Annotated in this window: 11 protein-coding genes; 5 read left to right on the plus strand and 6 right to left on the minus strand. The window is 58.5% G+C overall.

Annotation, left to right across the window (positions count from 1 at the left end):
• Positions 1-135 precede the first annotated feature (135 nt).
• The 4 genes from rpe to GFR01_RS07910 all read left to right on the plus strand — a co-directional run bounded on the left by rpe (position 136) and on the right by GFR01_RS07910 (position 4,968).
• Positions 136-810, plus strand: a complete 675-nt coding sequence (gene rpe / locus GFR01_RS07895; RefSeq protein ID WP_099181972.1) for a ribulose-phosphate 3-epimerase — start codon at positions 136-138, stop codon at positions 808-810.
• Positions 810-2,495, plus strand: a complete 1,686-nt coding sequence (locus GFR01_RS07900) for a heparinase II/III family protein (protein ID WP_099181973.1) — start codon at positions 810-812, stop codon at positions 2,493-2,495. The genes rpe and GFR01_RS07900 overlap by 1 nt, the downstream gene beginning before the upstream one ends.
• Before the next feature lie 10 nt (positions 2,496-2,505).
• On the plus strand, positions 2,506-3,624 hold the full coding sequence (locus GFR01_RS07905) for a glycosyltransferase family 4 protein (RefSeq protein WP_099181974.1): 1,119 nt from the start codon (positions 2,506-2,508) through the stop codon (positions 3,622-3,624).
• 117 nt (positions 3,625-3,741) lie between these two features.
• Positions 3,742-4,968: an SMP-30/gluconolactonase/LRE family protein gene (locus GFR01_RS07910; RefSeq protein ID WP_099181975.1), complete on the plus strand. Its 1,227-nt coding sequence runs from the start codon at positions 3,742-3,744 to the stop codon at positions 4,966-4,968.
• 19 nt (positions 4,969-4,987) lie between these two features.
• Here GFR01_RS07910 and GFR01_RS07915 read toward each other — a convergent pair whose 3' ends face one another.
• From GFR01_RS07915 to tyrS, 4 genes are read right to left on the minus strand one after another with little or no spacing between them, the layout of a single operon-like run.
• Positions 4,988-5,593 (minus strand): response regulator transcription factor, encoded by a 606-nt coding sequence (locus GFR01_RS07915; protein WP_099181976.1) that lies wholly within the window; start codon positions 5,591-5,593, stop codon positions 4,988-4,990.
• Positions 5,590-6,714: a sensor histidine kinase gene (locus GFR01_RS07920; RefSeq protein ID WP_099181977.1), complete on the minus strand. Its 1,125-nt coding sequence runs from the start codon at positions 6,712-6,714 to the stop codon at positions 5,590-5,592. The genes GFR01_RS07915 and GFR01_RS07920 overlap by 4 nt, the downstream gene beginning before the upstream one ends.
• Entirely contained in the window at positions 6,711-7,325 is a 615-nt protein-coding gene (locus GFR01_RS07925; RefSeq protein ID WP_099181978.1) for a hypothetical protein, read from the minus strand. The genes GFR01_RS07920 and GFR01_RS07925 overlap by 4 nt, the downstream gene beginning before the upstream one ends.
• A gap of 24 nt (positions 7,326-7,349) precedes the next feature.
• A complete protein-coding gene (gene tyrS / locus GFR01_RS07930) occupies positions 7,350-8,600 on the minus strand; it encodes a tyrosine--tRNA ligase (protein WP_099181979.1) in 1,251 nt (416 codons plus the stop codon).
• 194 nt (positions 8,601-8,794) lie between these two features.
• Between tyrS and GFR01_RS07940 the strand changes: the two genes are divergently transcribed.
• Complete coding sequence (locus GFR01_RS07940) at positions 8,795-11,584, plus strand: TonB-dependent receptor domain-containing protein (RefSeq protein WP_099181981.1); 2,790 nt, start codon at positions 8,795-8,797, stop codon at positions 11,582-11,584.
• Positions 11,585-11,660: 76 nt separating this feature from the next.
• Here GFR01_RS07940 and GFR01_RS07945 read toward each other — a convergent pair whose 3' ends face one another.
• Positions 11,661-13,880 (minus strand): pyrroloquinoline quinone-dependent dehydrogenase, encoded by a 2,220-nt coding sequence (locus GFR01_RS07945; protein WP_099181982.1) that lies wholly within the window; start codon positions 13,878-13,880, stop codon positions 11,661-11,663.
• Positions 13,880-14,257: a glycerol dehydrogenase gene (locus tag GFR01_RS07950; protein WP_099181983.1), complete on the minus strand. Its 378-nt coding sequence runs from the start codon at positions 14,255-14,257 to the stop codon at positions 13,880-13,882. Before GFR01_RS07950 ends, GFR01_RS07945 begins: the two co-directional genes overlap by 1 nt.
• Positions 14,258-14,281: the final 24 nt, after the last annotated feature.

A 14,281-nucleotide genomic window follows, 5' to 3' on the forward strand; every position in this document is an offset into this window, starting at 1 on the left:
TCATCAGACAGTGTCAATGAGGACGCATCAGAGACCATCGGGTTCCGGGATGTGTAAATGCTGTGTCGCTCACGAACACGCGGGCATGTGCGGAACTGTCTTGCGTCTGGAGTTTGCTTTGCCGATACATAGATCATGACAGAACGATCCCCGATCATTGTCGCCCCCAGCCTGCTGGCTGCCGACTTCGCCCGTCTCGGAGATGAGATTGCATCCATCTCCCGTGCGCCCTGGTTGCATCTGGATGTGATGGACGGTCATTTCGTGCCGAACATCTCTTTCGGGCCACCGGTTATCGCTGCGTTGCGAAAGCACACGGACGCGAAGTTCGACGTGCATCTGATGATTGACCCGGTGGACCCATATCTGGAAGCCACGGCAAAGGCCGGTGCGGATCACATCACGGTTCATGTGGAAAATGCACCCCATGTGCATCGGACGCTCCAGACCATTCGGGCCCTGGGTTGTCGTCCCGGAATCGCGATCTGCCCTGCGACGCCGCCGGAAGCCCTGTCTCAGGTTCTGGATCTGGTGGACATCATTCTGGTTATGACCGTGAACCCGGGATTTGGGGGACAGAGTTTCCTGGAAAGCCAGCTTCCAAAGATCCGCACGCTGGCTCGCATGATCAAGGACAGTGGTCGGGATATTGTTCTGGCTGTCGATGGCGGAATTGATCCGACGACCGCGCCGCGTGTGGTTGAAGCGGGCGCCAGAATGCTGGTCGCGGGGTCTGCGATTTTCGGGAAGCCGGATCGCGATGCCGCTATTCACGCCCTTGAAGGTCCCTTCAAGGAAGACAGCGCCTGATGCCCATTAGTCGCTGGATCAAGGACGCAAAGCTTTCATTCGCACGTTTGCCTGTTGGTGGTGCCGCCCTCGAAGGGCCGGTTTATGTTTATCGTGACCCGTGGAAGGGGGATGCCGAACAGGGCGCCCGCCTGGTCGCGGGTCGTTTCCGGTTTGATCGACAGGATTACGAGCTTCCGCGCGGCAAGTGGGAACGTGGTCCATGGCCGGAACCTGCAAAACAATGGCTGCACAGTTTCGCATGGCTCCGTGACCTTCGTACCCTTGGAAGCGACGACGCCCGTCTGACTGCACGCGCTTTGGTCGGGGACTGGCTCGCGCATCCGCCGACCGACCCGCTGGTTAAAGACGCCTGCGTGACCGGGGCACGCCTGTCGTCTTGGCTGGCTAATCATGAGTTCTGTCTTGCGTCTGCTGACCGGAAACTTCAGCAGAAGCTGATGGAACGAATGCTGGTGGAAGGGCGGACCATTGCAGCCCTTTTGCCGCTGGAACCTCAGGGCTGGCGGGCTCTGACGGCTCTACGTGGCCTTTTGGCCGCAGCGCTGGCCATGCCGGATCATTCTGGTTTCATGACGCGGTTTCTGCGGTATCTACCCTCCGAAATCGAGCGTCTGATCCTGCCGGATGGCGCGGTGATCGAGCGTTCGCCGGAAGCGCAGTATCAGACAGCACGCGAATTGGCGGAAATGTCCGTCATGTTTCGTACGGCCCATTCCAGTGTGCCTCCGGTTCTTGATATGGCGTTGGATCGGGTTTGTCCGGTTTTGCGGGCCATGCGTCATGGGGATGGCGGTCTGGCTGTGTTCAATGGTTCCCGTGAGCATCACAGTGCAGCCGTTGAAGATGTACTGGCGCAGGGATCGCGGCAGAAGCTGATTGCTCCCGCTATGCCGCAGGGGAAATTCACCCGACTGGCGTTGGGGAAATCTCTTCTGATTGTTGATAACGGTGCACCAGCCCCTGCCGGATATGATCGCACAGCGCATGCAGGGACATTGTCTTTCGAGTTCTCGAACCAGCGTCATCGTCTGTTCGTTAACTGTGGCAGCGCACAGACAGGCGCATGGGAGCAGGCTTTGAGGGGCAGTGCCTCTCATACAGTGCTGGTCGCGGACGGTCTGTCTTCTTCGGATTTTGGTCCTGATGGACATGTGACCCGTCGCCCGGCGCACGTTACCTGCGAGCATCAGACCAGCGGCGAGGCTCACTGGCTGGATCTGTCTCATGATGGGTATCATCCACCGCTGGGCGTGAAATGGACGCGGCGTCTGTATCTGGGAGCAGATGGAGAGGACCTGCGCGGACAGGAGGTGCTCGAAGGCGAGCGTGAAACACCTTTTGCTCTGCGGTTTCATATTCATCCGGACGTGCGCGTCACGCGGGATGATGAGGACATTATTCTTCAGGTGGGGGGCATGATCTGGCGCTTCCGCCAGAAGGGCGGGATGCTGTTGCTGGAAGATGACGTCTATCTGGCGCGTGGCCGACGGGAAGCGACGAAGCAGATCGTGATTGCATCGCTGCGGAAGGTGGTTCCGGTTGTAGAAAAAGCCGAGACGGAAGGGTCAGAGAAGCAGGAAGACGTGAAGTCAGATGCGCCTAAATCCGAAATCCCGCCCACCAAACCGCTACAGACCGTATCGCAGACAGTGACATGGTTGCTGGAACGCATCCCGGAATAAAGGTCGCTCTGTGAAAATCCTCGAAATCACGAATGTTGATTTCTCCCTGAGGCAATTCCTGTTTCCGTTGATGAAAGCGCTACGGGATGCCGGACATGACGTTCAGGGGGCGTGTGCAGAAGGGCCTCATCTGGCTCCGGTGCGCGCTGATGGGTTTGTTGTTCACGCGGTTCCGATGGCGCGGTCCTTGTCTCCGGTGGCGCAGCTTCGGGCGTTTGTGGCGCTCGTCCGGCTTATCCGGCGGGAAAAGCCGGATGTCGTGCATGGACATATGCCAATTAGCGGGATTCTGGCCCGGTTTGCCGCAAGGATCTGTGGCGTTCCGATCATCGCCTATACCTGCCATGGCTTTCTGTTCAATCAGCCTGGCTCATTGGCACGGCGTCTGCTGTCTATTGTTCTGGAATGGGCGGCAGGGCGCATTACCACGCTTTACATGACCGTCTCTGTGGAAGAGGCGCGGGATGCGAGGCGACTGCATCTGAACAGTCATCCTCTTGCAATCGGTAATGGGCGTGACCCACAGCGTTACCATGCGGATCCGTTGGTTCGGGCGCGCATTCGCAAGGAGTTGGGTGTTCCGGAAGATCGGCCTGTCGTGATCGTGGTGTCCCGTCTGGTCCGTCATAAAGGCCACCCGGAACTGCTCAGGGCCATGGAAGATGTGCCGGAAGCGGAGCTGTGGGTCGTGGGTGAGCGCCTGCCGTCCGATCATGGAGACGATTTAGGGCCAGCCTTTGAAAGAGCCAGAGATCGGCTGGGCGACCGTTTGCGAATGTTGGGATATCGGGAGGATGTTCCGGATCTTCTGGCGGCGGCGGACGTGTTTGCGCTACCAAGCCACTTCGAAGGTCTGCCCATGTCCGTCATCGAAGCAATGCTGACGGAATTGCCAGTTGTTGCCACGGATGTTCGGGGCCCGCGGGAGCAGGTTGTGGACGGAGAAACCGGGTATCTGGTGCCGCCGGGTCTGTCAGCGCCATTATCCCGCGCCCTGAGGTCTCTGACGCAGGATCTGCCACGAGCCCGTACGATGGGGGAGCGCGGGCGGCAGCGGGCTGTTGCGTCTTATAGTGAAAAGCGGATCATGGATCGGGTTGTGCGGCTGATCGAGGTTGAGGGACAATAAGGCGGTGAACGGGGCATTTTGAAAAGTCTCTGGTATTCGCCCGTTATTCCGAAATGTTGATTTCCGCTCTTCAGAAAACGCACCAGAATAGATGTGTTCTATCTGGAGTGAGGGGCAATGTCTGACGGAACGAAGGTTCAGACTGAAGAAAAAAGCCGGTCTGGTATTTCTCTGGCACGTAGACAGGTTCTGTCAGGAGTCGCCGGGTTAGCCTGTCTGGGCGCGGTCAAGGCCCGGGCAGCAGCCATGCCCGGAGCGGTAGAGCCACCGAGCGTTGTCAGTCAGCCGCCGCGTGCCTGGGGCCCGAAAGCGGGACCAAGTTACCTACCCGATCCGGACGTCATCGCGATTGATCCATCCTTCCGGGATCTGACGTATTTTGCCGCCCCCATTCGTCGGGTTTGGGATCAGGCGGGCTGGCTGGAGGGCCCTGCCTGGAGCAGCGAAGGACGTTTTCTGCTTCTGAGCGATGTCATTCGCTCCCGTGCGCTGCGCTATATCTGGGAAACCGGAGAGATCACGGATTTCCGGCCTGATGGCTATGCGGCCAACGGAAACTGCTTTGATTTCGACGGTCGGCTTGTCGTTTGCGAAGACTTCTTCCGGCGTGTGGTTCGGTGGGAACATGACGGGAGCGTCAAGGTTCTTGCGGATAAGTTCGAAGGGAAGGGACTGAATTCGCCTAACGACGTGGTTCCACATCCAGATGGAAGCCTGTGGTTTACGGACCCCGGGTACGGGACGAACATCACGGAAGGTCACGCGGATGAACCCGGTGGGCCTACCAATCCGGACGGGAAAATCCGCTGGAATATTGGCCGTGAACTGACGGGAGAAATTGGCGGAACGAAACGCCAGACTGACCATGTCTTTCGCATTGCACCGGATGGGACATTGCAAGCTGTCTTGCAGGAAAAGGATCTGCATGACCCGAACGGCCTGTGTTTTTCTCCGGACTACAAGAAGCTGTATATCGTCTCGACGCCCAAAGGGCCGGGGCAGAAGGTGGGGGGCGATCAGGCGATCCACGTCTATGACGTGAACGGTAGCAGCCTTTCCAACGGGCGTATCTTTGCAGACATGAAGCTCAATGGAGCGCAGCTCAACCCGGATGGTATCCGCGTGGATGTATTCGGAAATCTGTGGTGTGGCGCATCGGGTCCGCTTGGCCTGTGCGGGGTTTTTGTTTTCAATCCAGCCGGCAAGCTGATTGGTCGACTTCGATTGCCGCAGGGGTGCTCGAACCTGACATTCGGTGGTCCGAAGCGCGACCATCTGTTCATGTGCGCGGCCGGGTCGCTCTTTGTGCTGCAGGTGGGCGTGCAGGGGTTTGCACCGTCCTGAATGGGTATTGCGGCTGGTGTCAGAGCCAGCCGTTCTGCCTCGCAATACGTCCGGCTTCGATCCGGTTCCGGGCATCGAGTTTCTGTACGATTTCCGAGAAATAATTGCGGACGGTTCCAGCCGATAAGGACAGCTCTTCGGCAATGTCCTTGTTGGTGCGTCCCGCTTCAGCCAGACGCAGCATGGACCGCTCCCGGTCTGACAGTGGATCGGGAAGAGCATCCCAGACGGCTTCCGCCAGATCGGATGCGATAGCCCGGCCACCAGCGGCCACCTTGCGGATGGCATTGGCCAGCTGGGTAATCGGGGCGTCCTTGAGCATATAGCCGCGCACGCCAGCCTGAAGCGCACGACGCAGATAACCTGCCCGACCAAAGGTCGTCACGATCATGACGCGGCTGGGAAGCCCCTGTTCACGAACCTGCTCGGCCAGTTCAATGCCGGTCATGTTCGGCATCTCGATATCGGTGATGATGACGTCCGGCCGCAGGGTGGTGGCGAGTTGCAGGGCCTGTTGCCCGTCTGCTGCACGCCCGACGATCTGGATGTCTTCTTCCAGGCCAAGAAGAGCTTCAAACGCATCCAGAAGCATGGCCTGATCTTCAGCCAGAATGAGACGGATCATGGGGTAATACTCGCTGTCAGTCGAAGGCCGCGGGGTGTGTGGCTCAGCATCAGGGAACCGCCTGCAGCGGCAAGACGTGTTCTCATGCCGCGCAAACCATTGCCTTCCTGGGGCGGTTCCGGGAGTCGTTCAGAATAGGACGCGCCATCGTCCTCGATCCGGATGGCGCAGGGTTGCCCCTGAGCGTCACAGTCGAAGCTGATGACGCAATGTTGTGCACCGGAATGGCGGATCACGTTGGTGACAGCTTCACGAAGCGCCATGGCGAGAACACTGCTCTGCGGGTGGTCAGCCAGATGGTCGTCATGGTGAACAGTCAGTGTGATGGACGCTGCTTCGAGGGCTTTGCGTGCGCGGTCCAGTTCATGCTGGAGGGAAGCGCCATTCATGCCCGTCACGGCATCGCGCACGTCTTTCAGGGACGTTCGGGCAATCTGCGTAATGTCCTGTAATTCGCGCCTGGCACGGTCTGGCTGTGTTTCAAACAGGCGGTTGGCAAGCTCGGCCTTGACGGAAATAACGGTCAGGGAATGACCCAGAAGGTCGTGCATGTCCCGCGCAATGCGCTCGCGCTCCGCGGTGGCGGCCAGTGTACGGATTTCATGCTGTGCTTTACGGAGCTGAAGATTTTGAAGCCCCAGCTTCCACTGCATCCAGGTCCCGATATAGGTGATGACGCTGAAAAAGGCCCCGAAACTGGCATGGAGCATGGACTTGTCCTGCAACCAGGCAAAGCCGAACAAGGTCCCCTGAAGTCCCAGAATTGTCAGAAGCGCTTGCCGCGGCTGTTGGAAGCACGCGCACATTGCTGTGGCATAGATGTTAAAGACCATCCAGTCTGCGTGCGTCCAAGATGTGGCAAAGCCCAGAAGTGCGGTGAAAATGATTTCGGGCAGGCCGTAGTAACGATCATTCCTGTAAGGTGCGAAATAGAGCAGCAGGAAGACGCCAATGGCTGCTACGGAAAAAAGGACGGCGGGAATGGTCGCTGATCCGTGGATCAGCCAGGGGATGGGATAGATCAGCAGATAGACGAGGTAAGAGACCCGGTACCGGTTGAAGCTCGGCCAGTTGTCTTCCTTGCTTCCGGGAAGAGGAATGAAGGTCTCTGGTGCCATCATGAGGGCAGAGCGTTCCTTGGCGGGACGGAGAACGTACCGGAATTGCGCAGACGCAGGACAGACCCGACCCAGATTGCCAGCGCGGTTCCGAACCCTGCGACTTCAAGATGTAGCGGTTCTGGCAGCAGGAAAGAAAGAGCGGAGATACCGACGATCACACCGCCCACGATGATATGGACCGGCTCCTGCATGGCCCGACCCATCGGGATATAGGACAGGCCGATGATGCAGCCGAGGAGCGGGTAGAGCAGTTCGGCGTGATGGGCGGAGCGGACGACGGTGATCATGACGGTGATGGCGACGATCCGCATGATCTTGACGCGTTGCAGAAGGGCAGCGTCCTGTACAGCTTCCGGTCTGCACTGGATCAGGTCACGATAGGCAAATCCCGCCAGAAGTATCAGACTGATGACGGCAAGTGACGCCACCACGACGGGTTTTGGAAGCTGGGCTGCCGTGGCCCCGCGTGTGGCCCAGATCGCTGCGAAGGCCAGACCCGCAGCGTCGGTGAAAAGGGCTTTCCAGTTCTTCTGACGTGTCATGACCAGGGACTCCATTGTTCCGGAAGAAGTATGACATGCGCCATGATCCGGAACAGTGAGAGTGGTCATGATGTCCTCATGACATCTGTCAGATCAGACGGGACGGATAAGAATGTGCTTCTTTTTGCCGGAAGACACCTTCAGCGTGCCTTCTCGCAGATCCTCGAGCGTGAAGACCTGATTTTCGTCTGAAATGACGGCATCGTTCACACGGCCACCGCCCCCACGGATCAGGCGACGGGCCTCCCCACCACTGGCAGCCAGACCGGCTTCCTGAAATACGCGGAAGGCCGGAAGGCCTTCTGCCAGCATGTTGGCAGGCAGATCGATTTCCGGAAGAGCGGCCGTCGTGGAGCCCTGTTCGAAGACCTTACGGGCCGTCTCAGCAGCCTCTTCCGCAGCCGTGCGACCGTGACAGATGGCGGTCGCTTCTGTGGCGAGTGTTTTCTTGGCCTCGTTGATGTCTGCTCCTTCAAGCGCACCCAGACGCTCGCATTCCTCAACAGGCAGATCCGTGAAGAGTTTGAGGAAGCGGCCGACATCGGCGTCTTCCGTATTGCGCCAGAACTGCCAGTAATCGAAGACCGAGCGCTTTTCAGCGCGCAGCCATGTGGCCCCTTGCGCGGACTTACCCATCTTCACGCCGGAAGATGTGGTGACGAGAGGTGTGGTGAGGCCGAACACCTGCTTGCCATCGGTCCGACGCGTCAGGTCGATGCCGGCGACAATGTTGCCCCACTGGTCCGAGCCGCCCATCTGGAGCACGGCACCATGGCGGCGGTTCAGTTCACGGAAGTCGTAGGACTGGAGGATGGAGTAATTGAACTCCAGAAACGTCAGCCCCTGCTCACGGTCCAGACGCTGCTTCACGCTCTCGAAAGACAGCATACGGCTGATGGAGAAATGAACGCCGACGTCCTGCAGCAGGTTGATGTAGGACAGTTTGTCCAGCCATTCCGCATTGTTAGCGAGGATCGCACCGCTGGACGGGTCTTCATCGCTGAAAGTGATGAACTGGCGCAGGGACTGCTCAATGCCAGCGATGTTGTGCGCGATGGTCTCGTTCGTCATGAGCGAACGGGCTTCGTCACGGAAGGACGGATCACCGATTTTGGCTGTTCCGCCGCCCATCAGGGCAATCGGGCGATGACCATGCTTCTGAAGTAGACGCAGCGCCATGATGGACATGGCATTACCGACATGCAGGGAGTCTGCCGTTGGATCGAAGCCTACATAGGCGGTGATCGGTCCAGCCTGCATGGCGGCATCGAGGGCATCGAGGTCGGTGCACTGGAAGATCAGGCCGCGTGCCTGGGCTTCGAGAAGGAACGGACTCTTGGGCATGGATCGGTCTTGCTGCTGCACTGTCAGAAAAGAAGGGACGGACTGTCTATCATAACATCCGCAAAAGCACGACCGCGCGGTGTGTCGATACGGGGAGCACTATGATGGTCATGGTTTGTCGCTTGAACGGCTGAGCATCAGGCCATTAAGAGATATGTTATATCGTAACATAATGTCTGAGTGTGTATCCACATATGCGTGTCCGTTTCTTCCAGAAAGCTGTTCGTCCGCTTTATCCGGCTCTGGTGGGTGGCATGATGTGGAGCCCGGCTCTTCTGGCCGATGAGCGGACGGAGAGCGTGAAGTCCTCGAAGTCGGAAGATATTGTCGTCACGGGATCTTATCTGGGTGGTTCGGGCAATAAGACGGCTAATCCGGTTCAGATCATTTCAGCCAAAGATATTCAGAAGACCTCTGCCATTTCCCTTGGAGATTATTTGACACGGCTCCCTTCTGTCGGTTCCTCGGGAACGCCGAATACGCGCACGAATGGCGGCGGTGGTGTCTCCTGCACGGACTTGCGAAATCTGGGGCAGGGACGTGTTCTGATCCTGATTGACGGCAAGCGCACGGCCATGAATGCGGGATCGGAATGTGTGGATCTCAATGCCATTCCCGTGCAGCAGATCGACCGGATTGAGATCCTGAAAGATGGTGGCTCCGAACTTTACGGAGCCGATGCTGTTTCGGGCGTCATCAATATCCGGCTGAAACATGATCTGACAGGCGGAAACCTGACGATCAAGGGAGGCATCACGCAGTATGGCGATAGCCGTTCCGGGCTGATTTCCGGCTATAAGGGCTTCAATTTCGATCACGGGCGGGGCAACGTCACGCTGTTTGGTCAGTACGATACGACAGGACCGATTGCTTCTCGGGATCGTCAATGGGCGGCACTCCCGCAGAATGACAATCCTGCATCGGGTACGCCGAGCTTCGGTTCTTCCATCATTCCATCAGGCGTGGCGCTCAACCCGGTTACGGGCAAGCGCATGGTGCCCGATGGGAAGGGTGGTTTCCGGGCCTTTCAGTCTTCGGATCTGTACAATTTTGCCGAAGGGTCAATGCTTCAGAACTATCATCAGAACGCGGCGCTTTCCGGTGATGCCCATTACGATCTGAACGCACACGTCACACTCTATTCCAACGTCCGGTATAGCCACACAGCGGCCTCCCGACAGCTTTCGCCGGCACCGGTGCAAGGCAGTATTCCACCATCCAGCCTTCCGTCCTCGTGGATTATTCCGGCTGATAGCCCCGATAACCCGTGGGGCAAGGATTATGCCGTGACAAAGAGGATGGAGGATGTCGGGTATCGGCAGAACGATTTCGCGGTTGATACCTGGACCGTCATGGGAGGGGCGAAGGGACGCATTGTCGGGGACTGGCAATATGATGCGTCCATGACCTATGGCGTCAGTCAGTTGACGGCGCAGACGCAGAACATGGTGAATTATCACCACCTGCTGGAAACGACCGGCACGGAACAGCTTGATCCGTCCAGTTCGTCGAGTGCGGTGCGATATAATCCGGACATTTGCGTGGCAGCGTCAGGATGCGTTCTGCAAAACCCGTTCGCGCCGTATTCGGAGCAAGCCGCGAATTACGTCCGGTTTACGCAGCGTGATCATGCGGATTACCAGATGCGGGACGTCAATCTGCGCTTTCACAATAACCATGTTCTAAGTCTGCCATACAGGCATGGCGGTCAGATTGGCCTGGCGCTTGGGATGGAGCACCGGAGCGAACAGCTCAGTTACAAGCCTGATCCCGTTGTGGAGCATGGGGATTCTACGGGTGCGACAACGGCTTATACGGGCGGCGGCTTTCATGTGACGGAAGGGTACGTTGAAGGGAAAATCCCGCTTCTCGAACATGCTTTTCTGGCACGGGACCTGACCTTGGATCTTCAGGGTCGTGTCTCGGCCTATAATACATTCGGGACGACGAAGAACTGGAAGGTCGGGCTGCACTGGGCGCCTGTTCAAGACATCGCGTTTCGCGCCACACTGGGAACGTCCTACCGGCAGCCAAGTATTTATAGTCTCTACGGGGGCCGCACGCTGAGCTATCCATCTGCGTCCGACCCATGCAGTCAGGCTGGAGCCTATGGAGCGCGGGCTGGAACGGTTCGGGCAAGGTGCCTGTCTGAAGGGATCAATCCGGAGACGTTCAGTTCGGCGTTCGTGGGGCAGTTGCCCACGCTCTCGGGTGGAAACACGGCACTGAAGCCGGAAACGGGTCGCACTTACACGATCGGAACAGTCGTCACACCGCACTGGGTGCCGCACCTCTCGCTGTCCGTCGAATACTGGCATTACACGTTGCAGAACATGATTTCGGCACCGAGTACGCAGTATATTCTGGATGGATGCTATACGGGCACGGAGCCGCAGCTTTGCTCTCTTGTATCTCCGCGGTCCACAAGCGGGCAGCTTACGGCGGTTTCTGCCGTTCAGCAGAACCTTGGTGGCCTGCGGACAAACGGTCTGGATATCGATCTGACTTACCGGATGCGTCTGGGGCCGCAGGATAGTCTGTCTCTATCCGAAAACTATCAGCAGTTGATCGGGTATTTCCAGCAGTACACACCCGGTGGGGCATGGCGGAATTACACGGGACGACTGCTGTATCTGTCGGGCAGCGGGATGCCGCGGGAGCGGAGTTATACCACAGTTAGTTGGCAGCATGGCGCATTCAGCCTGACCTACATGGTGCAGTATATTGGCGGTATGCACTGGAATGACGGCACGAACGATCTGGCGCCGCAGACGGCCGGGCGCACGCGCTCGCCGGGCGTTTTCCTTCAGGATGTGACGCTGGGGTATCGGGCGGGACGATGGACGGTCAATACGGGCGTCAACAACTTGTTTAACTGTCAGCCGCCGTTCGTTGTCGATGGTGCATCCAACACAGCGGTCGCGCAATATTCGGGGTTTATTCCGGGCCGCTATGTGTTTGCTCAGGTTGGAGTGGATTTCTGAAGTTTTAAAGGGAGAAGCATCCCGGGTATTCAGTCTGGACTGACCTGCCCGCATCGAGAAATGCGGGCAGGGATCTTCAGTGCTTGATGGCATCTGGTAGAGCGTAAACCACAAGCTGGTCCGTGATCGGCGTCATCATGAAATGATGGCCGCCAGCCATGATGGCAACATATTGGTGCCCGTTGGCCTCATACGTCATCGGGTTGGCCTGACCGCCACCCGGTAGCACCGCGCTCCACACGACCTTGCCGGTGTGTTCGTCAATGGCGCGGATCATGTTGTCTGTTGCCGCCGCAATGAAGATCAGGCCACCCGCCGTAACGACGGAACCGCCGTTATTCGGTGTACCAATCTCCCATGACAGACCCGTCGGCAGGCCCCACGGACCATTGGCACGCGCCGTACCGAGCGGATGCTGCCACAGCACCTTCTGGCCATGCTTCATGTCGATCGCTGTAATCATGCCGTAGGGCGGGCGATGGCACAGCATTTTGGTGACAGGATCCCAGAAGGGAGCAATGGCGATGGCATAGGGTGTGCCTTCCATCGGGCCGTTACCTTCTGCAGCTCCTGCGCCGGGCTTGTAGTTCGGATCATCAATTGGCATCAGCCCTAGAGAATCCGCCTTCTTGCGCGTGATGAGCTGTGCATACATGGGCGAGGCGTTCCAGTTCGCAATCAGGATGCCAGATTGCGGATCATAGGACATGGATCCCCAATCGCTTCCGCCATTGTTGCCGGGATACATGATCCATGGCTTGTCGAGACTTGGGGCTGTGAACTCACCATCATAATGCGCGCTGCGGAATTTGATGCGGCAGTAAAGCTGATCGAGGGGGGACATGCCCCACATGTCCTTTTCTTTCAGTTCCGGCATCCGGAGAGCGGGCATTCCGACGGACCATGGCTGCGTGGGTGCACGGCTGTCTCCCGGCACATTCCCCGCAGGAGCCGGACGTTCCTCAACAGGAAGGATCGGCTTGCCGGTACGGCGGTCCAGAACGAAGGTCTGGCCACGTTTGGTCGGCACGATCAGGGCTGGTGTGGGCGTGTCGTCCGAACCGGGCATGTCCATCATCGTGACCTGAGAACCCATGTCATAGTCCCAGACGTCCTTGCGGGTCGTCTGATAGACCCAACGTGGGGAGCCGCTCTTGACGTCCAGGGCCACCACGGATGTTGAAACTGCATTTTCCGCCGGGCTGCGCAGACCACTGAAATAATCCCCGGCAGAATTACCTGTCGGGACGTAAACCAGCCCCTGTTCGTTATCGCCTGTCATGGTGGCCCAGGAGTTCGGCGTTCCACGGCTATAATGGCGGTTGCCCGTTGGCTGGCTGTGATCGTCCGGGTTGCCGACATCCCAGGCCCAGACGAATTTTCCACTTTCCGCATCATAGCCTCGGACCACGCCTGATGGTGCCCAGCGGCGCTGACCGTCCAGCACTTCGTGGTTTACGACGACAACGCCGTTCACAACGGGTGGAGGCGCCGTCATGGCTACGAAGCCTGGAACGGATTCACCAAGGCCCTGCATGAGATTGACCTGACCATTATGGCCAAAAGCCGGGCAGAACGCGCCGGTTGCCGCATCGACGGCGACGAGGCGCATGTCCAGTGTGCCTTCGATGATGCGATTATGGCACGGCTCGTCCTCCGGCACGACGGAAGACGTGAAATACGTCACGCCTTTGCAGGCGGCCGTGTAGGGAATGGCTTCATATTTGACGCCAAGGTTGCGACGCCAGATCTCCTTACCCGTCGCAGGATCGAGTTTTATGATGTCGTTCTGCGCCGAGCACATATAGAGGCCGTCCCCCACCTTGATCGGTGTGGTTTCTGCGGCCCATTTGTTGGCCTGTCCGGGGCGCGGATAGCTGCCGGTATGATACACGAACGCTGGTTCAAGGCGCTTTACGGTTTCCGGGTTCAGTTCTGTCAGCGGGGAATAGCGCGTGGCCTTGTCGTCCCGCCCATAAGCAGGCCAGTCCTCACGGGCCGGGGTTGCGCTCTGCTGCGGAGCCATGGCCGGGACCTGCGAGGCATCGATCGACTCAATGTCCGGCAGATTGGCCGCATTCACGCCCGGAGCTTGAGGAGCATAGGGCGAAGGCCCTGCAAAGTAGCTTGAGTTGGGCGGCGTATTTTCCTTTGGTTCATCCGCATTGCCGGGGCCAGGAATGGTCGCGGAAGGCGGACCGCCTGACCCTGCGGGAGCGAACTGTGCGTTGGCAGCAAGCGGCGAACAGGCGAGAGCGAGGCCAGCGGCTGTTGCGAGAAGGTAAGACCGGCGCATCAGACGGCTCCTCTGAGAGTACGACGGCTTTCCATGCGACGCAGGACCGGGATGGTCAGGGCGACGAGAATGCCGAGGATGGTCGGGCCGAAAGCACGGGGCAGAAGGTCAACGGGGCTAAAACCGACTTCCCAGAGGGACCAGACCCAGGTGTAGGCCAGAGCAGCGAGATACAGGAATGCCCCGAGCGTGCGCCCCATGAGCATGAACACGCCACTGGCGACCAGCACGATGCCGCAGAGGACATAGTAGGTTGAGCCGCCCAGCATCGCGAGGTCACCGCCCGCGATAACGAAGAACAGGCCCACGAGAAGGATGACGACCCCCAGAAGCAGCGTCAGCCACTCCGTAAGAGTCCTGTTGTTAGTGATAGGCATGGAAAGTGTCTCCTGTAGAAGGTG

This window comes from Gluconobacter frateurii, from assembly GCF_002723955.1.
GTDB lineage: Bacteria > Pseudomonadota > Alphaproteobacteria > Acetobacterales > Acetobacteraceae > Gluconobacter > Gluconobacter frateurii.

What these genes read in the sequence shown, in the direction of transcription:
- GFR01_RS07940 (WP_099181981.1), top strand. Translation starts at nt 8,795, where the DNA reads ATGCGTGTCCGTTTCTTCCAGAAAGCTGTTCGTCCGCTTTATCCGGCT.
- GFR01_RS07900 (WP_099181973.1), top strand. Translation starts at nt 810, where the DNA reads ATGCCCATTAGTCGCTGGATCAAGGACGCAAAGCTTTCATTCGCACGT.
- rpe (WP_099181972.1), top strand. Translation starts at nt 136, where the DNA reads ATGACAGAACGATCCCCGATCATTGTCGCCCCCAGCCTGCTGGCTGCC.
- tyrS (WP_099181979.1), bottom strand. Translation starts at nt 8,600, where the DNA reads ATGCCCAAGAGTCCGTTCCTTCTCGAAGCCCAGGCACGCGGCCTGATC.
- GFR01_RS07925 (WP_099181978.1), bottom strand. Translation starts at nt 7,325, where the DNA reads ATGACCACTCTCACTGTTCCGGATCATGGCGCATGTCATACTTCTTCC.
- GFR01_RS07910 (WP_099181975.1), top strand. Translation starts at nt 3,742, where the DNA reads ATGTCTGACGGAACGAAGGTTCAGACTGAAGAAAAAAGCCGGTCTGGT.
- GFR01_RS07945 (WP_099181982.1), bottom strand. Translation starts at nt 13,880, where the DNA reads ATGCGCCGGTCTTACCTTCTCGCAACAGCCGCTGGCCTCGCTCTCGCC.
- GFR01_RS07915 (WP_099181976.1), bottom strand. Translation starts at nt 5,593, where the DNA reads ATGATCCGTCTCATTCTGGCTGAAGATCAGGCCATGCTTCTGGATGCG.
- GFR01_RS07950 (WP_099181983.1), bottom strand. Translation starts at nt 14,257, where the DNA reads ATGCCTATCACTAACAACAGGACTCTTACGGAGTGGCTGACGCTGCTT.
- GFR01_RS07920 (WP_099181977.1), bottom strand. Translation starts at nt 6,714, where the DNA reads ATGATGGCACCAGAGACCTTCATTCCTCTTCCCGGAAGCAAGGAAGAC.